Genomic DNA, 23,880 nt, shown 5'->3' on the forward strand with positions numbered 1-23,880 from the left:
ATAATTACAGTTCGATTTCGATTAAAATCATCAGGTGTTTAGCTAAGGAGATTTCCGGCAAAATCAACCCTGGTTTTAAATGGAAGCAGGTATTGGTCGGCAAGAATGGCAAATTCTTTTCTCGTTATTGGCCTTTTTAAATCGAACTTACTTTCGAACTTAAAGCTCTCCTTCCACCCCTCTTCAATTTCTTTCGACAGTTCGTTACCCCGGGTAGCGGTGAACATAAAAAGACTAATAGCATCTTCAATTGTCATAACATCTTTCTTGTTATCAGCAAACCACAACTGGCTTCTCGAGTAGAATTCTCTCATAGGAGCCCGCAATTGTTCTGATGAAAAAGTGCCGGCAGTATCGAACTTTATCACATTATGTTCACCTACTTTTGTTATAGCAGGCTTTAATAGTCCGCTAAGTGCCATCCGCTGGAAAGCTTGAAAATTCGGATCGTCTGGCTGTATATCTGACAAAGGAATTAGGTGCGCATCAAAAGTTAGCAACTCAGTCTGGACTGCTCTCACATTAATATTCTTTGTGGTGGTCTTGAAAAATGCACAATAAGAAGCGATAGTTCCCGCCGCTTGACCAACCGACATGTTCACAGGCCTGAATCCGGCCGTGCTTTTAGGAATGATAATAAAATTTTCAACTCCGGCGGGCAGAAATGCTCCCATCGAAACAGGCAAAATTGTTTTGGAGTTGGCCGTTCCTGTATATGCTGTTGCTACGGTACTGCGATACAACTTGGTGTTAAAGGGGTCTGCAACAGGATTAAGCATGGTTTTATTTGCATCAATTCGCAGTATAGACGCTATGAAAAGATTTTCAGTTGCATCAACAACAACATCCGTCTTAATTTTCTGTCCGTTTTTTAATCTGATTTCCCAACCCTTACCGTCCTTTTCTATCTTTTCCAGCGGGCTATTCAAAATAACCGTCAAATTTTTTGTAGTGTCGCTGATGCCTTTAATCATTTTGCCATATTGATCTTTTTTCATGTTGAGATCAAATGCTGCAACACTATCTTTCGCCCCGGGTTTCTTTTTATTTTTTCCTTGGTAATGGTTGTGAACTTTTTCCAGGTATAATAGATCTTCACTCGTCAGTTCAGGGCTGATCGCACTTGATTGAGTTAAAAATGCAGTTTTAGCCCCCGAACGCGCGGATTGTATCGATGCTGCAAAGCCGGGTGCGGTATTGCCTATCACCAAAACTCCTGTCTTGATTGTTTGAGCAGGAAGTGTGTGGCTGAGAACAGCCAAAATCATTATTGAAAAAAAATATTTGAACATCTCGTTATTTATAGCGTGTTAATTTACTGTTTCTTTTATTAAGTTTAATACATGAACAAGAAACGCAACTATATCAAACTTAATAGGCTAAGAAATAGTATTATCGGTTTGTCATGTGTATCTAGTTTTTTCCTTGGAGGATTTATTAGTCGCCAAGTCGATGAGCAAAAAATCACCATTGCTATGGTCAAAAATGCTCAGAAAATCATTGGTCTCGAATTTACGGATGCCGAGGCAGATTCAATGCTTGAAACCCTTGAAACCCGCCGAAAGAATTACGGTGAGCTGCGAAAGCTGAAAATGCCTAATGCAGTAGCACCTGCCTTGAATTTCAATCCCCTCCCGGCAGGATATGAATTTCCGGATAAAATAAGCGGTTTCAAAACCGCTGTTCCTTCTACCTTTAAATTAGAAGGTAAAAATGACGAACTCGCTTACAAAACAATTCCGCAGCTAGCACATTTGATTCGCACGAAACAAATCTCGTCCGTTGAATTAACACAGTTCTTTATTGACCGCTTGAGAAAATACGATCCTATTCTTGAGCACACCATTACAATCACTGAAATGCGGGCCATGACCCAAGCCCGCAAAGTTGACGCAGAGATTGCTGCAGGAAAGTACCGGGGCGTTCTTCACGGTATACCCTTTGGCGCAAAAGATTTGCTCGCCACGAAGGATTATAAAACAACGTGGGGATCAGTTCCATACAAAGATCAGACAATCGAGACGGATGCGACGGTTATTACATTTCTTGAAAAAGCAGGGGCAGTACTGATCGCAAAAATGACATTAGGTGAATTGGCTCAGGGGGATGTTTGGTTTGGGGGAAAGACAAAAAATCCTTGGGATATAAAACGTGGTTCCAGCGGCTCTTCAGCGGGATCTGCTTCTGCTGTAGCTGCAGGATGCCTCCCTTTCGCGATAGGATCAGAGACCTATGGATCTATTGTTTCGCCTTCGGCGGAGTGTGGCACGACCGGCTTGCGTCCGACTTTCGGCAGAATAAGCAAATATGGAGCAATGGCTTTAAGCTGGAGCATGGACAAACTTGGACCAATCGCGCGCAATGTTGAAGATTGTGCCATAGTCTTTAAGACGATACATGGGCCCGATGGAAAAGATCTGAGTGTGATCCCTGCTCCATTTAATTATTCGTCGGGAGGTTCAGGGACGCTCAAGGGGGTTCGTATCGGATATATCAAATCTGAGTTTTCAAGGAAAAGTGCTAACTCACTGAACGACAGTTTGACACTGGTGAAATTAACGGAGCTGGGCGCTATACTCGTACCATTTGAAATGCCTGCTCTTCCATATGTTGAAATGAGTATTGCCTTATCTGCCGAAGCTGGCGCTGCCTTTGATGAACTGACTCTGACAAACCGGGAAGATATGATGGTCAATCAAAATAAAGGTGCCCGGCCGAATGCTCTACGTGCGTCGAGATTTATTCCTGCGGTTGAATATATACAAGCTAACCGGGCAAGAACCTTACTGATCGAGCAGCTTAATCAAAAAATGAAGGATTTTGATGCCTTTATCGCCCCAGCTTTTGGATTGAATCTAAGGGTTACAAACCTCAGCGGTCATCCTTGTGTTGTGCTTCCCAATGGCTTCAGAAACGGGCTTCCAGGAAGTATTACGTTCACGGGTCAGCTTTTTGGTGAAGGGAAGCTGTTGCAAATCGCAAGAGCATATCAGATTGCAACCGGGTTTAACGACAAACATCCCGAACTCAATTTTTAATTTTGATCGCGAACGTAAACTTTGATAAACTGCGTATAGCTTTCCATGATAGAAGTATTGCACCTTTTCCCGAAACTTAATGGTTCTTTGATTGAACTCATGGAAGATTTGTCGCCGGCCCAATGGAACAGTCCTACTATATGTAAAAAATGGACTGTAAAAGATATTGCCGCGCACCTGTTAGACACAGCTCTTCGCCGTGTGTCATCAGGGCGTGATGATTATTTTGGGCATGCTCCGGAAATTTTGTCCTACCAGGATCTTTTGAATTTTTTAAATACGCTTAATGCTGAATGGGTGGAAGCATATAAGAGGGTAAGTCCGCAAGTTCTTGTTAGTCAAATGTCAGTTGCACAAGATCAGTTTTACGACTACTTAAAAACGCTTGATCTTAAAGCACCTGCACTTTTTCCTGTCTCCTGGGCAGGAGAGGATGAATCTCAAAATTGGTTTGATGTATGCCGGGAGTATACAGAACGATGGCATCATCAACAGCAAATTCGACTAGCTGTCGGAGCAAAGTCAATATTGGATCATGAATTATACAACCCCTTCCTTAACATTAGTATGCTCGCTCTCCCCTTTCATTATAGAACAAAAAGCGCCCCTGAGGGAACTGTTGTCACGATCAGGGTAGTGGGGGATGCAGGTGGAATATGGTCAATCGTAAGAAATAATAATTCATGGAAATTTTTGGGCACTGATTCAGATTCTCGAAATCAGGTCTTCATTGATCAAAATATAGCCTGGATGCTACTTTCAAAAGGACTGGATATTTATGAAGCCGAGCAGTATTGGCAAATAATTGGTGATTATGAACTCGGTTTTCATGCGCTAAAAATGACAGCATTTATGGTTTGATGCTATGAAGAATATTATGGAACAATTAAAATACCCCAATGGAAAATTTGTGTATACTAACGATGTCGGCGAACTTGCGAATGCTATCGAAAGAATAAGTTCTTTGCCGGGTAAACTGCGTGAGGCTGTAAAAGGCTTAACAGATGCTCAGCTCGATACTCCATACCGTGAAGGAGGGTGGACCATTCGTCAGGTTATTCACCATATACCTGATAGCCACATCAATGCGTACGTACGTTGTAAACTTGCCCTAACTGAACAAAGTCCAACCATTAAACCTTATGATGAAGTTAAATGGGCTGAATGTGAAGAAGCGATGCACGGAGACATAAATTTGTCACTAAATTTGCTTGATTCGCTGCATGGAAGATGGGTAAGTTTCCTCAGCTCACTAAGTGCCGAGGATCTTGAACGGACTTATTATCATCCCGTAAATAAGAAGGAATCAAAGCTAAAAGAAGTTGTGTGTATGTATGCATGGCATGGCGACCATCACCTTGCACATATCACGAGCACAAAGGACAGAAAAAAATGGTAGGCCTGACAGCCTACCATTTTTAACTAGAAGACATTAAATAAGTTGTGTTCTATCCGGAATAGCCACATATTTTTTGTCATCCTGGCCATATTCCCATAGATCTCGATACGTTTTGAAACATCAATTCTTGTTCTGCTGTTCAGAATCACTTGAAGTGCCGGAGCGGCCTCCAGGAAACTTTTTGAATCAACAAGATTGGTTTTACCCAGAAATTCCATGTAAACATTAATGTTTGGTTGCTCATAACTGGTATAAACTTTAGGATATGTTAAATAACCAGTGGAAAACGTGTAACCAAGTGCTTCGGTTGCCTGTCCGGCTAATAGTTCATTACCGCCGCGGTTATTGAATGCACGATTATAATTTACCGACGCAGAAAGCGCTAATTTATGGATTAACTGGGTGGCGACAAGTCCTCCCTGCACTCCGCTATTGTCGCCTTCCAGGTTGATTTCGTCGATAGCCTGAAAGGAGTACGAACTGGAATTCGGGGAAAAATCCGTCAGGGTGTAGGTTGGATTATTGATTGATGAATATCGACCGTAAGCAGCCATTCTGAAATGCCGCTGCAGGCTGTCAATGGACAGAAACCTGTACTTGCCGTAAACCCCAAAACCCTCAACCTTTTGTTTTTTTTGATGGATGTCGGAAATATACAGTATCGCATGCCCCATAAGATTTTTCGTAATGCCTACCATCACTTCGGGAACCAGTCTAAAGCCTAAATCTGATCCTGGCATCACCTCTGAAGTTAAGCGCAGGCCGATGGAATTTTTAGGCATATTACTCGCGGGTTCGGTAGACACGTAAAGCTCCTGTGCCGTCAATCCTTCACTTAGCATTGAAATAACACATAAAAACAAAAGGAACTTTTTCACCTTAAATGGTAACGTGATAAACCCTAACACCACCGACTTGCCCCGTTTTATAGCCTGGAGCTTTAATCTCCACAGTGTTCTTTTTAAATGTGTTGTCCGGAATAAAACCTTTGTCGAGAAGAGTGATCCGGGTTGTTCCGTTGAGATTCCTGGAAGGTACATTCACAAAATGTAAAGTATTTCCGAGAAATTTGTACTGCGTATTATTGCTTACTTTAACATCATTGAAGTTAACAGTTGCAACAAGTTTACTTACCGAAAAGCCAGCTCCTTTAACTTTGCTTTTTATCTGATCAAGGTTTACATTCTTGTCTTTTTTAAAGGTGAGGATATAAACGTTTTTGTTTAGATCAGGCTTAATGTCACTAACAAAGTCGAGGGTTTTCAAGGCCTTTTCGGTTGCAAGCTGGCACATGGAGCATGTTAAACCACTTACTTGTACATCTGCCTTAATGAATTGTGCATTTGCGCTAGTTGCGAACGATAAAATCGCTGTAACAGCATATATAATATATCTTTTCATGAATTTTCTTAATTGAATTGAACGAATTATCCTGTTAATCAGGCTTGTGCTAAAAATTCAATAAGATCAAATTCGGAAGTTACAATAACGAAGGTTTAGTGAAATTCCTGACGTGGGGGGTGGTCCGCGAAACACTGATCGCGAAAAATGCCTGGAAGCGGTCCGGTCAAGTGGAAACGTATCTTCGGCAGGAAGAAGGAAAAGATCAACATTGCTAGCCGCAGGAACTTTTGCTGATTGAATAGTTTGCTGCTGATCCGAGACTTTTATTTTGAGATGCTTGTCTTTACAGCATTTATCCGGCTTAGCCTCATTTTCATTAGAACAACAAGGCTTCTTAGCACTTTGATTTATGCGGATGTTAGAAATCTTTGTACCGCAGAAATGCAGGCTCATAGCAAATCCAACAGTGGTACAAAGGTACAACAGGAGTAAGGATAAGACTGCAATCCGTTTGAACATATGCAAATTTACGGAAAATATGATCTCTACTATAATTTCAAGGTCACAAAAAAACCCTGTCCGGCTATCGGACAGGGTCTACAGATATATAATTGGTTTTTATTGTCCGCTTGTTCTAGCTTCAGCTTTCATAGCTTCATTAGCTACTATTACTATCTCAACACGACGATTCTGTGCTTTTCCCGAATCAGTTGTGTTATCAGAAATTGGCTCAGTTTCTCCACGACCTTCAGTTGTCAATCGGGATGCAGAAATACCCTGGCTAACAGCATATGATTTTACTGCTGCAGCACGTCTTTCAGATAATTTATAATTGTAAGCATCAGTACCAGTTGCATCAGTATGTCCTACAATCAGGATATTTGTTTGTGGATTATTTTTCAATGAAGTTGCAAGGCTTTCAATGTTTGATCTCGCAGCAGACTTAAGTGCAGCCTGATCCACGTCAAATAAAATTCCTGAATCAAATTTCACAATAATACCTTCACCCTCACGGATTACTTCAGCGTTTGGAACGGTTTGTTTAATCTCTTCAGCCTGGCGATCCATCCTACGGCCAATTACAGCTCCGGCTGTTCCTCCGACCGCACCACCAATGATTGCGCCCACTGCAGTGTTACCTGCTTTTTTACCAATGATCGCACCAATAGTACCACCCGCCGCCGCACCGATTACAGCTCCTTTTTGAGTTTTAGTAGCTGATGCACAACTTTGTAATACCATTGCTGATGTTGCGATCCCTAATCCAAGTATTGCTATTTTAATCTTTGTAGTTTTCATGATTTTAAATTTATTTCTGTCAGCATAAATTCAAAGTCAGTGCCAAAAGTAAAACTTAACTGAAAGAGTTTAATTTTGGCAAAATTCAAAATGGAAAATAAAGGTGATATTAGTTTGTTAGGCTGTGGTTGGCTTGGATTGCCCCTCGCAAAAAGCTTGATTTTCAGCGGTTTTACCGTGAAGGCAACAACTACGTCCGAATCAAAGCTGGAAGTCTTCCGTGACGAAGGAATTGACCCGTATTTAGTACAGTTCTCCGTTGCTGGGCAAATACCTGATCTAGGAAAATTCTTTGATACCGAGACATTAATTATCACCATTCCACCTGGAAGAAAGGATCCAAATGGATTTGAGAATTACCAGCAAATGATTCAATTCGTTTGTAAGCAATTGCCTTCTAGTAATATATCACGCGTGATTTTGATTAGTTCCACCTCAGTATATGCGGATAATAACGATGAGGTTGATGAACGCGTGAAGGTTCAGCCAGAATCTGACTCGGGAATATTGATGGTTGATACTGAGCTGTTGTTAGCCAATCAACATGTTAATCTAATCAGCCTCAGGCTTGCTGGCCTTATCGGCCCGGATCGGATGCCTGGTCGATTTTTTGCCGGCAAAAGCAATATTCCTAATGGACTCGCACCCATTAATTTGATTCATCTTAATGATGCCGTCGGCATTATTAACACATTAATCAAAAATAAATTAGCCTCCGGTATTTACAATGCCTGCGCTCCGCTTCATCCCACAAAGGCAGAATTTTATACACTAGCTGCTGAAGTGGAAGGTTTGCCGAGGCCTGGTTTTATCTTGGAGAAAAATAAGTGGAAGATTATTACCTGCCCACGAATAGAAAAAGAGCTTGGGTATCAATTTGAAATACCTTCTTCTATGGAATGGTTGGTTTCGCTTTAGTGGTTCCAGAATGCTTTTGTTACGATTCTTCTAATATTCTTTGCTTAATTTTATACTTAATAAGTAATTATAGTTTCGTCAGGTTGTCTACTTATATCGCATTTCAACCCTGGAACAATCCAATTTATAACCTATGAAGAAGATTATTTTTTATATAGCACTATTTTTAATCCTGGGATCCGAATCTCGTGCTGGTCTGGCTGATTCCACAATCATTAAAAAAGTAACTGAACTCGCCACACAGGTTCAAAAGAAATACGCTCCAGACAAAAGAACTGAATATTTTCAGATTAAGATGCAGACAAATGAGCCGCTGGCATACACGGTTGAGGTAAGCAGGCCGGAAGCAATTACTGAATTAAAAAACTTATTAAGTACGCAGGGAATCTCGGTAAAAGTAAACGGAGAAGTGCTTCCCTCGAAGGATCTGGGTGAAAAGATCTATGGGGTTGCAAACCTTTCTGTCAGCAATAACCGGTATGCACCAAGCCACTCCGCGGAAATGGCTACTCAATCTATTCTTGGTACACCTGTTAAAATTTTGAAAAAAGAACGCGGTTACTACTTTGTCCGGACCCCGGATAATTATCTGTCATATTCAGAAACTGCCGGGATAACTGCCATGACGAAAGCAGAATTCGAAGCATGGCAATCATCGGATAAAATTGTTTATACAGACATTTATGGTCAGGCATTTTCTGATCCTTCAGAAACTTCATCACCAATTTCTGATTTGGTCTCCGGTAACATTCTGCAGCTACTGGGTACAGCGAATGGTTTTTATAAAGTTGCTTTTCCGGACAAAAGAACAGCCTACATACCTATGAGCACAGCCCAATCGTTCTCACAGTGGGAAAAAAGACCGAACCCTAGTGCTGACCAAATATTGAAATCAGCACGCACAATGCTCGGCGTTCCTTACCTATGGGGAGGTACTTCGACAAAAGGTGTGGACTGCAGTGGGTTCACCAAAACGAGTTATTTCCTCAATGGGGTCGTGCTCCCCCGGGACGCGTCGCAACAAGCACTTGTAGGTGAAAAAGTGGACATTTATGAAGCTGACACAGTGAATATTGCCAAGTGTCTCAAAAATCTTAAACCCGGAGATCTGTTGTTTTTTGCAGGCGACAAAAAAAATATGCGGATCACTCATACTGCGTTGTATATAGGAGAGGGACAATTTATCCAGTCGGCGGGACTAGTTCGGATAAACAGTATGGTAAGTGGTTCAGCTAATTATGGAGATTTCGAGGCCAGAACTTTGGTTAGTGCCAGAAGAATGTTAAATTCAATAGGCAAACCCGAAATTACGCGAGTGGATCAACATCCCTACTATAAACATAAAACAGAATAAGCTTAACACACACCCAATTATAAGCATATGAATATTTTCGTAGGAGGCCTACCTTTTAAAGTAGACGAAAAAGAGCTTAGAGAGCTTTTTGAAAAGTACGGTGAATTGACTTCAGTTAAACTCATCATCGATAAACAAAGCGGCCGTAGCAAAGGCTTTGGTTTTGTTGAAATTGAAGATGATGCTGCCGGACAACAAGCCATAGATGAACTTGACGGTACTGAACTATACGGTCGAACCATTGGTGTACGAATATCAGAAGATAAGAAGCCAGACCGGAGATTTTGATTTTTAATTTTTGAATTTGAGAAATACGATTCACCATCGTATAGCTCTGCTGTGGATATAGTTTTCTATAACCTCACTTCTTTTTTATCCGATACCTGTTGCGCTTTCCCGACTTAGCCCGTATTATTTTATAGACCTAAACTAATTGGCAATGAAAATATTCGGCACCCTGCTTTCCTTTATTTTTGTGTTATGTATTTCTTCGTGTAAGGACGAAGTCGTTCGAACAAGAACTTACCATCGGTTAACACCGTTTTATTTATCGGTTTCAGACTTACGAAAGCAAGCTATAAGCATGGACAAACCCCACGAAATGTCAGTTCCGGGGAAAATCTATATTTATGGCAACTACCTATTTATAAATGAAGTAACAAAGGGAATTCATGTTATAGATAACACCGATCCTGCATCTCCTCGCTTTCTAAACTTCATCAATATACCTGGAAATATAGACCTTGCCGTAAACACCAACATTTTGTATGCAGACAGTTATGTTGACCTGCTGGCATTTGACATTTCAAATCCGACGAAAATTAGTCTTGTCAATAGGGTGGAGAACGTTTTTGATCATCAATATATTAATAAAGAGAAGGGACTAATACAGGGATATAAAGACACAATCGTAACCGAGGTGATTACTCATCAAATCACAGATGGTGCTAAAGGTGAACCTATGTTCTTTGATAGTTTTGGTGCTTCGGCAGCTTTTGCAAGTCAAAGCTACGGCACTGGAGGATCAATGGCCCGCTTTACTCTGATGAATAGCAGCTTGTACACGGTTACCACCAACAGTCTTAAATTATTTAACGTCTCATCCCCGAAAGCACCAGTGTATATAAATACTATCAATCTGGGTGGTGGGATAGAAACAATTTTTCCGTACCAGAATAAATTATTTATCGGTTCGACTACCGGGATGCACATTTACAATGCGATTGAGCCCTCAAAACCCCTTAAATTAGCTACCTATCAGCATCTTACAAGTTGTGATCCTGTGATCGTGCAAGGAAAGTATGCCTATGTTACCCTCCGCTCAGGTAATTTCTGCAGACTTGGAACGAACGTTCTGGACGTTATTGATATTGAAGATCCGACAAAGCCTGTCCTTGTTTCTTCGTTCCCCATGTTGAATCCACATGGCCTGACTATATCCGATAACAACTTATTTATATGTGAAGGTAAAAACGGACTTAAAGCCTTTAACAGCTCTGACCCAAAAACGATTGGTCAAAACCAGTTGTCGTTCATTCAAAACCTCAAAGCTACTGATGTAATTGCGGGTCCGAAGTCCTTGATTGTGACAGGTGCTGACGGTATTTACCAGTATGACTATACAAATGCTTCTAATCTCAAATTGTTAAGCCACCTTGATTTAACCGCAAATTAGGAATATGTTCTATAGAGCGCTTTTCATCTTTTTAGTGGTATTTATTTCAGAAGCCAGAAGTCAAAAATATCCATATACCTTGCAGGCAGATATAGGATTGCTCGCAGGCGAAAAGGTATCGCCGGTACCCGCTGTTCAGGTATTTAATGGTGTTCGGGTAGATAAATTTTTTTCCGAAGCAGGAATAACAGTTGGCGCGGATATCTACAAACAATTGACCATTCTACCGCTTCAAATAGGTGTAAAATGGATGCCGTTTCAAGATAAAAATCTTAAGCCGTTTTTGAGTTTCAGTGCCGGCTATGGAATTCCTTTGTTGAATAATAAACCGGAAGGGAAAGGCTACAAAGGAGGGGCTGTTATTAATCCATCGATCGGATTAAGGATAAAATCCAAAAGCAAAGCGCGATTAAATTTCATGGCTGGCTTTAAACATCAAAGAGCATCAATACTCACAACGACTTTTGATGCCCTGGGCAAAATTAACTCTGTCCTTAACGAGGAATATAGGTATAGCAGAATTTCGCTGGGCTTTGGAGTGGGATTTTAATCTAGAAATAAGCCTTAACCCCGAATCCAAGCTTAAAAATATCTCTAAAAGGTAAATGATCCCGATTTTTAAACCAGCTGACCGCGTATAGTTCATTTGTATTAAACTCGCTATAAACCGCCATTTGTTCGACTCCGGTTCTTACTAAACTCTTTGGAGTGTTTATCCTGAGTTCAGTACTTGCAGAAATATGGAACCTCACAGCAGAAGACCACCAATAGTAACCGGCTGGATATTGATCCTTATTTAACGTAGTGTGAAACTTACCTCCGGGGTGATGGGTGACAAATACCCCTGGGTTAGCTACATATAACATTCCAAAATCGTTAAGCTTAATTTTTAAGGGTCTGTAAGCAAACTTTGCTGCAAAAATATCCTGTCTTCCACCTTTTGATTCCGGAACGTACCCCCAGGCCAGATCGAGGCTTCCTCTTTTGTTTCCAAACAAATTGTACCCTACTCCAAAGGCATTATAACCAATGCTTCCTGCTCGCTGAATCATGGCAGTGCGTGGAATGAGGAACTTTTGTGCATTAGCATTGACTTTCGCGAAACAGAGGATCGCAAATAATAAAATATATCCCTTTCTAGAATTCGACGTCATAAAATTTGAAGTTATTATTTACCACTTCAACAACAAGAAAGTGTCGGTTGTATAGGGTATTAGTGGTTATTATTGGGAGGTTCGGGGAGTAGGGGAATTGGATGGTTTCCTTGTCTATATGTGCATTTAGAACGGCGTACACTTTTCCGTTATCAGTCAAAATCTTACCGTAGTCTGTAAATAGCTTTTCATCAAAATCTCCACTGGTAGGAGGCACATGGGCTATAGCAAAATAACCTTTTATTCCTGCTTCAGGTTGAAATTGAGTTTTAAGAAAATTCAGGTCTGGAACTGTGCCATTAAATTTATACTCCCTGCTATTTGTATTATGGCATACAAATTTTACTCCTTTATATACGAAGCTGAAATCTAGTTGCTCGCTATACATCGTTTGATACACATACACACCGTTCGCAGAATGATCATGATTCCCAATTACCGCCAGGTAGGGAGCGTTCAACTTTGAATAGTAACTCTCTATCCATTTGAATTCCTGGAGGAGGCCAAAATCAGATATATCTCCGTTGAGAATAACAAAATCAATTCCAGGTGTGGCATTTACCTTATTAACAAACGGCTTAAGATCATCATATGCGGCCTGGGAATCACCACTAAGAACAAATCGGATCGTATCATCGCCGGGTGTACTTTGTATTCTTTTAAGATTCTCCGCATTTATATTTCGTGGGGTATTCTTGTCGAATTTTTGATTAGGACTGTATTCAAGCTTTCGACAAGACGAACTGAATATTACGGCGACCGCCGAAAGCACTAGTAAATTTAATTTCATTGTAAAAAATGTGTCGCCTAATAAACTTTCAATTTGAATAATAGTTTTACTTACTGTTCGTTATGTATTACTGTCGTCGTAACAATTTGATTATCATTTACTAATTCATTATCAGCGACGGGCGAAATATGTAAATTTGATTAATTAGAATATTTTGTATAGAATAGTGATACATTTATTCTAGTAACCAATTAAAAAACAAACCAAAACAAACATGAAACCATCATGTGCATAGCGTTCACCAACAAGGGAATTATGCTCATGATAGCTTCATAGCCTTTAAAAACAAACTAAATACACATGAAAAAACTAATCATTCTTTGCGGAGTTGTCTTTTTATTTGCAGCCGTTGCTGCCTTCAGGGTGGATGCTCAGGCAGAATTTAAATTTGAAAAGGAAACCTACGATTTCGGTAAAATCCCTCAGGGTAAACCAGTTAGTGTGGAGTTTAAATTCACCAATATTGGTGATGAGCCGTTAATTATCAACAACATTGAAAGTGTTTGTGGATGTACTGTGCCTAAGTATACCAACACTCCAGTACTTAAAGGAAAAACCGGAACAATTACCGTTACGTATAACGCGGCCGCTCTTGCTCCGTTCAGCAAAGGCCTGACAATTAAGTCTAATGCTAAAACGCCAGTAAAGGTAATCTATATCAAAGGTGAAGTAGTAGAAGCTGCAGCTGAATAAAGAACTTAAACCTAAAAAGCATCCGTCTTTTGGCGGATGCTTTTTTTTGCTTAAAATTTTCGATGATTTAGTTTATGCCCTTAACGTTCATTTGAAGGGTGTAAACTGATTTGCTTGATGTTATAAATAGCAGATCTCTGTTTATTCCACCAAAACACACATTTGCAGTCCATCCAGGTAGAGGAATATTCAAGATTTTCTTTCCATCGGGATCAAATACCGTTACTCCCTGGCCGGTAAGGTAAAGATTGCCTTTATTATCAAGTGTCATTCCGTCCGAACCCATAGAAACAAACAAGCGCCTGTTCTTTAAATTCCCATTTTTAGAAATGTCATACTTATAGGTTTTCCTGTCATTTATATCCGACACGAACAAATTTTTGCCGTCTGCAGAGCCAATTATCCCATTTGGCCTTACCAGATTGCTGTCTACAACCACGGCTGCTTTTTTGCCTTTCGGCAGATAATAGAGCCGCTCATCAGCCATATCTGGCTTTTTTCTTTGCCAATAAGGGCGCTGATAATAAGGGTCCGTGAAAAAGATCCCTCCCTTTTTATCTATCCAGAGATCATTGGGGCCATTGAAACGTTGACCGTTATAATTATCGAGCAGCACTGTCACCTTCTTATCCGGGCTGATCGACCAAAATTGATTGTTTTCATCCGCAGCCGTGATCAGGTTGCCTTTTTTATCGAAATACATTCCGTTAGAACGCCCTGTTTTATCAAGGAAAACAGATAATTCGCCCCTGATATCAAATTTCCAGATCTTGTCATTGGGCTGATCGGTAAAGAAAATATTTCCAAACTTGTCAACCGCTGGCCCTTCAGTAAAACTAAACTGACTCGAAATGAGCCTGGGGGTGGCCCCTTCTGCTACTAAACTTGAAGTTGTGTCAATCTTCTGAAGACCAATTCGAGGCTGCATGCCCTTCTCGTGCGGTATCACAAGAAGACTTAATGGGAAAAGAATACCAAGTAAATAACTTCTGCTTGTGACCATAGAAATCTGGATTAAAGACATGGCGTTTTCCCCCCATCTACTGGAAGGTTTATGCCATTTATATATGATGCTGCCGGACTTGCTAGGAAAGCGATTGCGGCACCTATTTCGGATGCTTCTGCAATTCTCCCAGCAGGAATGTCACTAACCATTTCCTTTTCTATCTCTGCTTCCGATTTTTCTTCTTTTTCTGATTTACTGCTTCGTAATGACTCAAAGCGGCTGGTGAGTGTATATCCTGGCAAAACATTGTTTACTGTAATTCCAAAAGGTCCCAATTCCGCGGCAATGGTTTTTGCCCAACTTGCTACGGCACCCCTGATCGTGTTAGAAACACCCAGACCTTTTAGAGGTGTTTTTACAGACGTAGAAATAACGTTTATGATTCTTCCGTAGCCGGCTTGCTTCATGCACGGCATCACAGCCTGAACTAAAATTTGGTTACAGATAAGATGGATATTAAAAGCGGATAAATATTCGTCTAATTTAGCGTCTGAAGCTGCGCCGGCTGGTGGTCCTCCGGTATTATTTACTAAAATTTCTACTCGATTAGTATTCACATAACACTCAACTACAGACTTTACAAGGTCGGGGTTCGAAAAATCCGCCACGAGGTAATCATGTCTCACATCTCCTCTTGCAGGTATATCATTAAGAACAGTCTTTAGCCTTTCTTCATTGCGCGCCAGCAGTGTTATTTGCGCCCCAAGCAAAGCCAGTTCAATCGCCGCGGCTTTACCAATTCCCTGAGTGCTTCCACATACTAATGCTCGCTTGCCTGTTAAATCTAAATTCATCAGATATTAAGATAATACAGAAAAATATTCTTCCAACTCCTTTAAGGTGTTTGAGTTAGTTGCAATGTCCTTGATAATTTTCCCCTTCTCCATCAAAAGTATTCGTTCACATACATCTGTTACATGATTGAGGTCGTGGCTGGAGATGATCGTTGTAATCCTCTTCTTAGTGCCCAGTTCCTTAACCATATTTTTAAGTCTGATCTGTGTACTTGGGTCGATGTTAGCAAAAGGTTCATCGAGCATCAGCAGCTCCGGTTCCGGCATCAGACTGGCAACAACCCCAACTTTTGCCTGGTTCCCCTTTGAAAGATCACGTATGTACTTACCACGATTCAGAATTTCTCCATTAAAAAATTCTGAATAATTAGTAAGCTCCGAATCGACGTGCGCTTTACTAAGTTTAAACAGACTGCCGGTGAAATAAAAATATTCTTCTGGTGTAAGATAATCGATAAGAAAACCTTCGTCCAAATATGACGTTGTGTAATTTTTCCAGTCGTTTGATTGAGCTACATCTTTTTCCTTAGACAAAATCACCCCTTTGTCAGGACGTATCAGATCCAGCATCATTCTAAATAACGTGGTCTTGCCTGCCCCATTGTTACCGATCAGGCCTATGGTTTCTCCGGTGCGGATATTCAGTTCCGGGATATTAACTACCCGTACGCCATTATATACTTTTTGTAAATCTTTAATTTCAATCATGTTATTCTTTTCTAAATCCCTCAGCAATGGTGTAACGCTTTGTATTAAATATGGCAACTAATTTATTAAGCCAAAACTCCCGGCTAAAAATAAATATCATACCGATAATAGCGATTGCTGCTAAGCCTATTTTAGGATAATCAAAATAACTAAGCGGTAAATAGATCAGGAATGGTGTAATCAATAACGGTATTGAGAGTATCCATTGGGAGGCCCCCACGCCTTCCCAATTGAAGCTGCCACCTTTACTCAAATCTATCCGTTTGTAATTCTGATTGGCAAAGTAAAGTACCAGAATCGTGTTCACACCCAGGTTCCAGACGTACATTATTAAATGGACGATAATTACTTTCCAGCCGAAATACACGTAGGGTATAGTCAGGAGAAAGCAAAAAGTTGACAGAACATCAAATATTAAAAACTTAGACTTGAAAAAATCTTCTGCTTGTATCCTGCTTGTTAGTATTCCATCGAAATGAGCACTTTGCCAGCTAAACATAAACTGCCCGTAGTTGATGATGAAGATTCCAGTCATAAACATCCCGCAAAATACGATATGTCCATACCCATCGTATTTGGGGTTGTTGTAAAATATGAGTCCATAAAGCATAAACATCAAGCACATCACCAAAACTGAACGCGGACGTTTATTTCTCAGAATGAGCTTTAATTCATTCGCAGCAAGATCACCCACTAAACCAAATCTATTAAGATATGGTATTTCGGTACTTGACTTAGCAGAAGTTTTGGACGTTTCTAATTCCTCAAGATATAAGTTACTTTTTAAGTAATTATGATTTGTCAGAAATGCCGCCAAGCCGATACCGAGAAGCATCGGGGATAAAAGGAAATTCTTAATTACCGCGCTGAAAAGCTCTTTCGAAACATTCGAAATCGATATCACCTTAAAATAAAACTCCAGCGCCCAGACGAGAAGGAGCAGAGCAAAGAACCCGAGCATCCAGTAAGCGTTCAGATTAACTTTACGCTTAAGCCAAAGACTAAAAAAATGGTTATGCATCGTTAAAGCGAAAATTGCCAGGATGTACGACCAGAATGCCCCCACGCCATATTGGGGAATCAAAACTTTAACAAGGAAAGGAATGGTTAGCAGGAATGGAGTCAGATTAAAAGCGGTAGCCAGCGAGGTAAGCGACAGGTAGTTTGCAATCTGATTCTTGCTGATCGGAAGATGTAAATAAGGCCTGATACTTAAGGTGGGCAATTCCTGAAGTTGGAAACGCATGATCAGGTCCATCAAAAAATAATAGAGTATAAAGCTGTTGAAAGTTTGGAGTGGGTCTTGCCCGGGAAATGTTTTCATCAGGATCTTGTCCATGAAAAACGCTACAACCAAAACATTCAGCAAGAGATAGGCAACAAGGATGCCCATAACAATCCTCATAGCTATACTTTTGCCTTTATTTTGTGATCTCCAGAAAGCTTTCCATTGCTGAGATAAGAAAATTAAAGTCATAGAGGAAAAGTAGGAAAATTCTATGTCTTTACAAGGTTAAATGGGAAAATCAGACGATGTCTACTGATTAGAAGTTCGTGTCGGCGATTAATACTTATATTTTCCTTTCCAGAGCGTTCTGAGTCGCTCCCTTAGTTTTTCTTCGGCGGCATTTTTTCCCGGATCATAAAGTAAAGTTCCGCTTAGTTTTTCAGGCATATATTCCTGTGCCGAGAAGTTGTTTTCATGAGCATGTGAATATTCGTATTCTTTGCCATAGCCTATATTCTTCATCAGCTTGGTTGGGGCATTCCGGAGATGTAACGGAACGGACTGGTCGCCAGTCCGCGAAACCAGGTCCTGAGCCTTGCCAATTGCCTCGTAGCTGGCATTGCTTTTTGGTGAAGATGCGAGGTAAGTAACCGTTTGAGATAAGATGATCCTGGATTCTGGAAAACCTATTACATTCACTGCCTGGAAGCAGCTATTTGCCAGAAGCAGTGCATTTGGATTTGCATTTCCGATATCCTCTGAAGCTAAGATGAGTAATCGCCTGGCGATGAATAGAGGGTCTTCTCCACCAGCGATCATCCTGGCAAGCCAATACACCGCTGCATTTGGATCACTTCCCCGGATCGATTTGATGAAAGCGGATATTATATCATAATGCTGTTCCCCAGCCTTGTCATAAATGGCCATATTCTGCTGAATATGTTTGAGAACCAATTCATTGGTAATTACCACATCGGGCTCATTCACAGCATTAATAACCAAATCCAGCACGTTTAACAATTTCCTCGCATCTCCACCTGAAAGCCGCAACAGCGCTTCATGCTCTTTAATCGTGACCTTTTTTTTATTCAAATACACGTCCTCCTTGAGTGCTTTGTTCAAAAGCTCTACAAGGTCATCTTCCGACAAGTTTTGGAGAATATAGACCTGGCTTCTGGAAAGCAAAGCTGAGATGACTTCAAAGGAGGGATTTTCGGTAGTCGCCCCAATTAGTGTGACGAGCCCCCTTTCAACTGCGCCAAGTAAAGAATCTTGTTGAGATTTCGAAAAACGATGGATCTCATCAATAAAAAGTATCGGTAAGTTCTCGTTTTCATCTTTCAGTTTTGAGGCTTTCTCAATCACCTCGCGAATATCTTTTACACCGGAATTGATAGCACTAAGGCTAAAAAAAGGCCGGTTCAATTGCCTTGATATGATAAATGCAAGAGTGGTTTTACCCACACCCGGCGGCCCCCATAATATCAGTGACGGAAGGTTCCCGTTTTCAATAGCAAGTCTGAGGATCGCGTCCTTTCCGACAAGATGTTTTTGACCCACATAGTCGTCCAGATCTTCGGGACGCATTCGTTCTGCTAAAGGAGGTATTGTTGCCATTTTGTTAAGCAAATTTACATCCCAATTTCTTTGTCCTGGAAATTCTGTACAAGTTCGATTGCATTGGATATTGAATCAGAAATAATAGATACAAGTGAACCTGCTGGCGCATTTTTCATTGTATGTTCGAAGGCTTCATTGCCTTTGTTTAGCACGAGTATGCTAATATCTGGTTTAACTTCCTTCAAGCCATCTGTCAGCAGTGAAATGATATTTTCCTGTGTCCTACCTCGCATGTATTTCTCCTGACAAATAACGATTTCATCAAACATTTGAGCAGAAATCCTGCCTATTTCTTTGATATCGTCATCCCGTCTGTCACCCGTCCCTGAAATTATTCCAATGCTCCTGGTGATGTCCAGGGTCTCGACGAATTGCTTTATTCCTCTCATGCCATCGGGATTGTGGGCATGATCTATTAAAATCTTAAATTCTTTGGTTTTAAAAACATTCATCCGGCCCGGAGTGTGCGCTGCTGAGGGAATGAATGTTTCAAGCGAAAGACGAATGTCTTCAATCTTGAATCCCCAAACAAATGCAGCGAGACTGGCAGCAAGTGCATTTTGGGTCATGAAACTTACCGTACCGTTGAAGGTAATTGGGATATGAGTAACCTTTTCTATTCTTATTTTCCAGTCGCCTTTCTTGATTGTGATATAACCGTTTTCGTAAACGGCTGCGATACCACCTTTACGACAATGTTCCCGAACTTCAGGGTTTTTTTCATCAAGGGTAAAGTAGGCGAGATTACAGTGAATATCCTTTCCAATTTTAACGCAGTACTTGTTATCTGCATTTAAAATTGCCCAACCTTCATTCTTGATCGATTTAATTACGACCTCTTTTACCCTTGCAAGGTCCTCGAGTGTATGTATATCAGATATGCCCAGATGGTCTTCCTGGATATTTGTTATTACACCAATATCACAGTGGCCAAACCCCAGGCCTGAACGTAAAATTCCGCCCCGAGCGGTCTCAAGAACAGCAAACTCCACGGTAGGATCCTTCAACACAAATTCCGCGCTCAAGGGGCCCGTGGTATCGCCTTTTAGCAGCATGGAATTTTGGATATAGACCCCATCTGAAGTAGTATATCCAACCCTGTATCCGTTGTTTTTTACAATGTGAGCGATCAAGCGTGTGGTAGTGGTTTTACCGTTGGTGCCAGTTATTGATATAATCGGAATCCTGGCAGATTTGCCGGGAGGGTAAAGCATATCAATTACCGGAGCAGCAACATTTCTTGGCAAACCTTCGCTCGGAGCAAGGTGCATTCTGAAACCTGGTGCAGCATTTACCTCAAGCACAACACCCCCATTGTCAGTAAGCAACTCGGTTAGATTTTGTGCCATGATATCTATCCCGCATATATCAAGGCCGATAACCCTTGCTATACGCTCGCACATGAATACGTTCTGTGGATGGACGAGATCAGTTACGTCGATAGAAGTTCCGCCAGTGCTCAGGTTCGCGGTAGACTTTAGGTAAACGATCTCTTTTTGCGGAGGAATGCTTTCAAGTGTGTATTCTCTTTTTTCAAGAAGATCAAGTGTATCGCGGTCGACTGTAATTTCTGTAAGAACATTTTCGTGTCCGTATCCGCGACGTGGGTCACTGTTTTCGGTGTCAATAAGCTGTTGGATGGTGTGCTTGCCATCACCAACAACGTGAGCAGGCACGCGCTGGGCTGCAGCGACCATCCGATTATCTATAACCAAAACGCGGAAGTCGTGGCCGGTAATAAATCGTTCGACGATAACACGGTGTGAGTACTTCTGAGCATAAGCGAACGCTGCCGATGCTTCTTCACGAGTTTTTACATTGATAGTCGCACCTTTTCCATGATTTCCATTGAGGGGCTTAAACACCAGCGGGAAACCGATCTTGTCTAGGGCTTCATCTAATTCTTCTAGTGATGAAATGGTAGAACCCTTTGCGACAGGAATTGCCTGTTCTGTTAAAATTCGTTTGGTCTCATCCTTATTCCCCGCAAGGTCAACGGCTATACTGCTGGTTTTGTCGGTCATTGTAGCACGAAACCTAACCTGGTTCTTACCGTATCCGAGTTGGACAAGTGAACTGCTGTTTAAGCGGATAAACGGAATGTTACGGGCTACCGCTTCATCAACTATAGATGCAGTACTTGGGCCGAAACGCTCCCTCTCCCGCATTTTTTTCATTGTCATGATATCATTTTCGATATCGTATTCAGAGCCATCCACTATTGCCTGGGCAATCTTTACCGACGCTTCAGCGGCATAGACACCAACTTTTTCTTCGATATAATTAAACACTACATTGTAAGTCCCCGGAGTTTTCGTTTCACGGGTTCTTCCAAAACCAGTTTCCATGCCTGCAAGGGTCTGTAATTCAAGAGCGATATGTTCAATAACATGCCCCATCCAGGTGCCTTCGTCGATACGCTCGAAAAAACCTCCCTCATGACCAGGCGAACAACGATGGGTGTACAAGCTGGGAATTAGTTTTTCAATTCGTTCGCGGAAGCCTTCGATCTTGTTAGTTGGACGCTGTTCCATCTCTTCAAGATCGAGGCGCATTTGTATTAATTTTTTGCGGCGTGTCGACCAGATGTTTGGACCCTTTAAAACCTGTATGCCTAATATTTTCATTTTTAAATCTTGTTTTTGGATGATGAATTTGCCCTGCCGGTAATCCCGCTTCTTTATGTTGTGATAGTTTATGTTGTAGGTTAAAATAAACAATTCAGACAACCATACGCTCTGAAATGGATGATTTTCGCGTATTGACTCGTCGAAGTTTGCACGCAATTCATTTGTTGGAATGGTTGTTGGAGTTGAATAAGTATGAAAACCAGTGTCAAGATATAAAGTTTCATGAACTTACCGAATTCTGTGAAAACTTTACAGCGAGTCGGAGAAGTGGAGATTTATCTCTTACAAACAATATCTATAAAAGGAATATGTGGAAAAGTTTAATAAGTAATGTTTAAACTTATTATACCCTCAATATATATTTAGGTTTTCGTTGACATTTATGTAATTACTATGGTTCCAAAGGGCAAACTCGTTATTATTGGTGGTGCAGTAGATCTGGGAAGTTCGCTTAACTATAACGAAAACATCAGCCATCCCCACTACATCAAGTTCTTTGAACAGGGGATTTTAAGACGTGTAATTGTCGAATCAGACAAAGCAGAAAACTCGGTGGTGGAAGTAATTACAACCGCATCGCAAATACCTGATATTGTTGGGACTGAGTATATTAAATCCTTTAAACAGCTTCAAGTAAATAATGTCAACGTCCTGGATATCAGGTCACGTACAGACGCAGCCAATAAAGAATACCTTGAAAGAATAAGCAACGCAGATGTTGTGATGTTCACTGGTGGCGATCAGCTTCGATTGAGTTCGATTTTCGGAGGAACGCCATTTTTACAGATTTTAAAAAGGCGCTATCAGGAAGACAATTTTCTCATAGCGGGCACTTCTGCGGGCGCGGCTGCCTCCTCAACAAATATGATTTACCGGGGAAGCAGTAGCGAGGCGCTTGTAAAAGGCGAGGTTCAGATAACAGCCGGTTTAGGTTTTGTGGATTCAGTAATAGTGGATACCCATTTTGTGCAAAGAGGTCGGATAGGCAGGCTATTTTATGCCGTCGCCAGCAATCCTGGCATGTTAGGAATTGGTTTGGGTGAGGATGCCGGTTTATTAATTACTGACGGAAATTGTTTAGAAGCAATTGGCTCAGGTTTAACTATCCTTGTCGATGGCCGCCATATCAGCGAAACGAGCATTTATGATGTTGAAATAGGATCTCCCGTTTCCATTGACGGATTGCGTGTTCATGTAATGTCGCTTTTCGATAAATATGATTTGGAAAAGCACGAATTGGAGATCAAGAAAGCTCTGAAAGTCGAAGACGGCGTGTTTTTGAAAGTTAAAGATTACGATAATTGATGGAACAAAAGATTATCATACACGGCGGATTTTTTAGTGAATCTCACACAAATCAGGAGGTAAAACAAGCTAAACAGGAAGCTCTTTCTGAAATAGTGCAGAAATCCTATCAGTACCTTGAGCGTCATACAGCATTAGAAACGTCGATATATGCCGTTTCGCTTTTGGAGGATTGTGATCTTTTTAATGCCGGCCTTGGTTCTCAGATCCAGAGTGATGGAAAGATCAGGCTTAGTGCAAGTATAATGGATGGTAAAACTGAGAAATTTTCCGGTGTCATAAATATTGAGGATGTAAAAAATGCGGTAAGGGTTGCCGAGAAGTTAATGGTGGAAGAAGACCGTGTTTTGAGTGGAAGCGGTGCTCTAGACTATGCTAGACAAAATGGATTTGAATATTTTAATCCTGAAACTCCGCAACGACGAATGGAATATGAAGAAAAATTAAATGCCTCTATCGGTCTTGGTACTGTAGGGTGCGTTGCTCTTGATAAGGAAGGAAATATCGCCGCAGCTACATCAACAGGAGGTAAGGGATTTGAGATCCCGGGACGGGTTAGTGATTCAGCAACAGTTGCCGGTAATTTCGCCAACGCTCATGCAGGTATTTCATGTACAGGCGTTGGTGAAGATATTGTTAGCGGGGGCCTCTCAGTAAAAATAGTTACGCGGGTAACTGATGGTATGAGTCTGGAGGCGGCGGCAAAGAAATCTTTCGAAGAACTTAAGCCCTATGAGGGATTTGCGGGCATAATCGGAATAACTTCGTCAGGAGAGATTTATCATTGTGATTCGCACCCGTATATGGTGTGGGCCTCTTATGACAAAGAAGTGTCAGTTTTTAGCTGATTTTTCTCCTATTCATAATTTTAAAATTCTTCGTACGTTTGATATTCAGTATAATACTGAAATTGAGAGGATTAAAT

General features: G+C 41.1%; 24 protein-coding genes. 11 read left to right on the plus strand and 13 right to left on the minus strand.

All coding sequences use genetic code 11. The features are described 5' to 3' along the window. Positions 1-38: 38 nt before the first annotated feature. The gene (locus B5X60_RS12795; RefSeq protein ID WP_079703077.1) at positions 39-1,292 is read right to left on the minus strand and encodes an FAD-dependent oxidoreductase; all 1,254 of its coding nucleotides are present in this window, start codon (positions 1,290-1,292) and stop codon (positions 39-41) included. A gap of 51 nt (positions 1,293-1,343) precedes the next feature. Here B5X60_RS12795 and B5X60_RS12800 point away from each other — a divergent pair, with 51 nt between their 5' ends. From B5X60_RS12800 to B5X60_RS12810, 3 genes are read left to right on the plus strand one after another with little or no spacing between them, the layout of a single operon-like run. Then, complete coding sequence (locus B5X60_RS12800) at positions 1,344-3,038, plus strand: amidase (RefSeq protein WP_079703078.1); 1,695 nt, start codon at positions 1,344-1,346, stop codon at positions 3,036-3,038. Positions 3,039-3,083: 45 nt separating this feature from the next. Continuing rightward, positions 3,084-3,899: a maleylpyruvate isomerase family mycothiol-dependent enzyme gene (locus tag B5X60_RS12805; RefSeq protein WP_079703079.1), complete on the plus strand. Its 816-nt coding sequence runs from the start codon at positions 3,084-3,086 to the stop codon at positions 3,897-3,899. A gap of 4 nt (positions 3,900-3,903) precedes the next feature. Continuing rightward, positions 3,904-4,437 carry a YfiT family bacillithiol transferase gene (locus tag B5X60_RS12810; RefSeq protein ID WP_221406245.1) on the plus strand — a complete coding sequence of 178 codons (534 nt, stop codon included), beginning with the start codon at positions 3,904-3,906 and terminating at the stop codon, positions 4,435-4,437. A 23-nt stretch (positions 4,438-4,460) separates the two neighbouring features. Here B5X60_RS12810 and B5X60_RS12815 read toward each other — a convergent pair whose 3' ends face one another. The 4 genes from B5X60_RS12815 to B5X60_RS12830 all read right to left on the minus strand — a co-directional run bounded on the left by B5X60_RS12815 (position 4,461) and on the right by B5X60_RS12830 (position 7,080). Next, complete coding sequence (locus tag B5X60_RS12815) at positions 4,461-5,315, minus strand: hypothetical protein (protein WP_139377467.1); 855 nt, start codon at positions 5,313-5,315, stop codon at positions 4,461-4,463. A 1-nt stretch (position 5,316) separates the two neighbouring features. Beyond that, positions 5,317-5,838 carry a heavy-metal-associated domain-containing protein gene (locus B5X60_RS12820; RefSeq protein ID WP_079703081.1) on the minus strand — a complete coding sequence of 174 codons (522 nt, stop codon included), beginning with the start codon at positions 5,836-5,838 and terminating at the stop codon, positions 5,317-5,319. A 66-nt stretch (positions 5,839-5,904) separates the two neighbouring features. Further along, positions 5,905-6,300, minus strand: a complete 396-nt coding sequence (locus B5X60_RS18665) for an HYC_CC_PP family protein (RefSeq protein ID WP_079703082.1) — start codon at positions 6,298-6,300, stop codon at positions 5,905-5,907. A gap of 99 nt (positions 6,301-6,399) precedes the next feature. After that, positions 6,400-7,080, minus strand: a complete 681-nt coding sequence (locus B5X60_RS12830; RefSeq protein ID WP_079703083.1) for an OmpA family protein — start codon at positions 7,078-7,080, stop codon at positions 6,400-6,402. Between the two features lie 90 nt (positions 7,081-7,170). Between B5X60_RS12830 and B5X60_RS12835 the strand changes: the two genes are divergently transcribed. The 5 genes from B5X60_RS12835 (at position 7,171) to B5X60_RS12855 (ending at position 11,577) form a co-directional block, all read left to right on the plus strand. Next, on the plus strand, positions 7,171-7,998 hold the full coding sequence (locus B5X60_RS12835) for an SDR family oxidoreductase (RefSeq protein ID WP_079703084.1): 828 nt from the start codon (positions 7,171-7,173) through the stop codon (positions 7,996-7,998). 133 nt (positions 7,999-8,131) lie between these two features. Then, on the plus strand, positions 8,132-9,352 hold the full coding sequence (locus tag B5X60_RS12840) for a C40 family peptidase (RefSeq protein ID WP_079703085.1): 1,221 nt from the start codon (positions 8,132-8,134) through the stop codon (positions 9,350-9,352). Between the two features lie 27 nt (positions 9,353-9,379). Next, on the plus strand, positions 9,380-9,640 hold the full coding sequence (locus B5X60_RS12845) for an RNA recognition motif domain-containing protein (protein WP_079703086.1): 261 nt from the start codon (positions 9,380-9,382) through the stop codon (positions 9,638-9,640). 295 nt (positions 9,641-9,935) lie between these two features. Beyond that, positions 9,936-11,027 (plus strand): LVIVD repeat-containing protein, encoded by a 1,092-nt coding sequence (locus B5X60_RS12850; protein ID WP_221406246.1) that lies wholly within the window; start codon positions 9,936-9,938, stop codon positions 11,025-11,027. Positions 11,028-11,031: 4 nt separating this feature from the next. Continuing rightward, positions 11,032-11,577, plus strand: a complete 546-nt coding sequence (locus tag B5X60_RS12855) for a hypothetical protein (RefSeq protein WP_079703088.1) — start codon at positions 11,032-11,034, stop codon at positions 11,575-11,577. Between the two features lies 1 nt (position 11,578). On the opposite strand, the gene B5X60_RS12860 is transcribed toward B5X60_RS12855, so the two are convergent. Together B5X60_RS12860 and B5X60_RS12865 are read right to left on the minus strand one after the other, a co-directional pair. Further along, the gene (locus B5X60_RS12860; RefSeq protein WP_245803517.1) at positions 11,579-12,181 is read right to left on the minus strand and encodes a hypothetical protein; all 603 of its coding nucleotides are present in this window, start codon (positions 12,179-12,181) and stop codon (positions 11,579-11,581) included. After that, the gene (locus B5X60_RS12865; RefSeq protein WP_079703089.1) at positions 12,165-12,971 is read right to left on the minus strand and encodes a metallophosphoesterase family protein; all 807 of its coding nucleotides are present in this window, start codon (positions 12,969-12,971) and stop codon (positions 12,165-12,167) included. The genes B5X60_RS12860 and B5X60_RS12865 overlap by 17 nt, the downstream gene beginning before the upstream one ends. A gap of 300 nt (positions 12,972-13,271) precedes the next feature. On the opposite strand from B5X60_RS12865, the gene B5X60_RS12870 reads away from it, so the two are divergent. Beyond that, complete coding sequence (locus tag B5X60_RS12870) at positions 13,272-13,664, plus strand: DUF1573 domain-containing protein (RefSeq protein WP_079703090.1); 393 nt, start codon at positions 13,272-13,274, stop codon at positions 13,662-13,664. 67 nt (positions 13,665-13,731) lie between these two features. Here the strand turns inward: B5X60_RS12870 and B5X60_RS12875 are convergent, their stop codons facing one another. The 6 genes from B5X60_RS12875 to cphA all read right to left on the minus strand — a co-directional run bounded on the left by B5X60_RS12875 (position 13,732) and on the right by cphA (position 21,647). Beyond that, positions 13,732-14,667, minus strand: coding sequence for an SMP-30/gluconolactonase/LRE family protein (locus tag B5X60_RS12875; protein WP_079703091.1), 936 nt, complete (start codon positions 14,665-14,667; stop codon positions 13,732-13,734). 11 nt (positions 14,668-14,678) lie between these two features. After that, entirely contained in the window at positions 14,679-15,464 is a 786-nt protein-coding gene (locus tag B5X60_RS12880) for an SDR family oxidoreductase (protein WP_079703092.1), read from the minus strand. A gap of 6 nt (positions 15,465-15,470) precedes the next feature. After that, complete coding sequence (locus B5X60_RS12885) at positions 15,471-16,172, minus strand: ABC transporter ATP-binding protein (RefSeq protein WP_079703093.1); 702 nt, start codon at positions 16,170-16,172, stop codon at positions 15,471-15,473. A gap of 1 nt (position 16,173) precedes the next feature. Beyond that, entirely contained in the window at positions 16,174-17,649 is a 1,476-nt protein-coding gene (locus tag B5X60_RS12890; protein ID WP_079703094.1) for a DUF5687 family protein, read from the minus strand. 87 nt (positions 17,650-17,736) lie between these two features. Next, positions 17,737-19,017: a replication-associated recombination protein A gene (locus B5X60_RS12895; RefSeq protein ID WP_079703095.1), complete on the minus strand. Its 1,281-nt coding sequence runs from the start codon at positions 19,015-19,017 to the stop codon at positions 17,737-17,739. 14 nt (positions 19,018-19,031) lie between these two features. Further along, positions 19,032-21,647 carry a cyanophycin synthetase gene (gene cphA, locus B5X60_RS12900; RefSeq protein WP_079703267.1) on the minus strand — a complete coding sequence of 872 codons (2,616 nt, stop codon included), beginning with the start codon at positions 21,645-21,647 and terminating at the stop codon, positions 19,032-19,034. A 396-nt stretch (positions 21,648-22,043) separates the two neighbouring features. On the opposite strand from cphA, the gene B5X60_RS12905 reads away from it, so the two are divergent. Together B5X60_RS12905 and B5X60_RS12910 are read left to right on the plus strand one after the other, a co-directional pair. Next, positions 22,044-22,955, plus strand: coding sequence for a cyanophycinase (locus B5X60_RS12905; RefSeq protein ID WP_079703096.1), 912 nt, complete (start codon positions 22,044-22,046; stop codon positions 22,953-22,955). Further along, entirely contained in the window at positions 22,955-23,803 is an 849-nt protein-coding gene (locus B5X60_RS12910) for an isoaspartyl peptidase/L-asparaginase (RefSeq protein WP_079703097.1), read from the plus strand. The genes B5X60_RS12905 and B5X60_RS12910 overlap by 1 nt, the downstream gene beginning before the upstream one ends. The last annotated feature ends 77 nt before the right edge of the window (positions 23,804-23,880 follow it).

It is taken from the genome of Daejeonella lutea, from assembly GCF_900168015.1.
Classification (GTDB): domain Bacteria; phylum Bacteroidota; class Bacteroidia; order Sphingobacteriales; family Sphingobacteriaceae; genus Daejeonella; species Daejeonella lutea.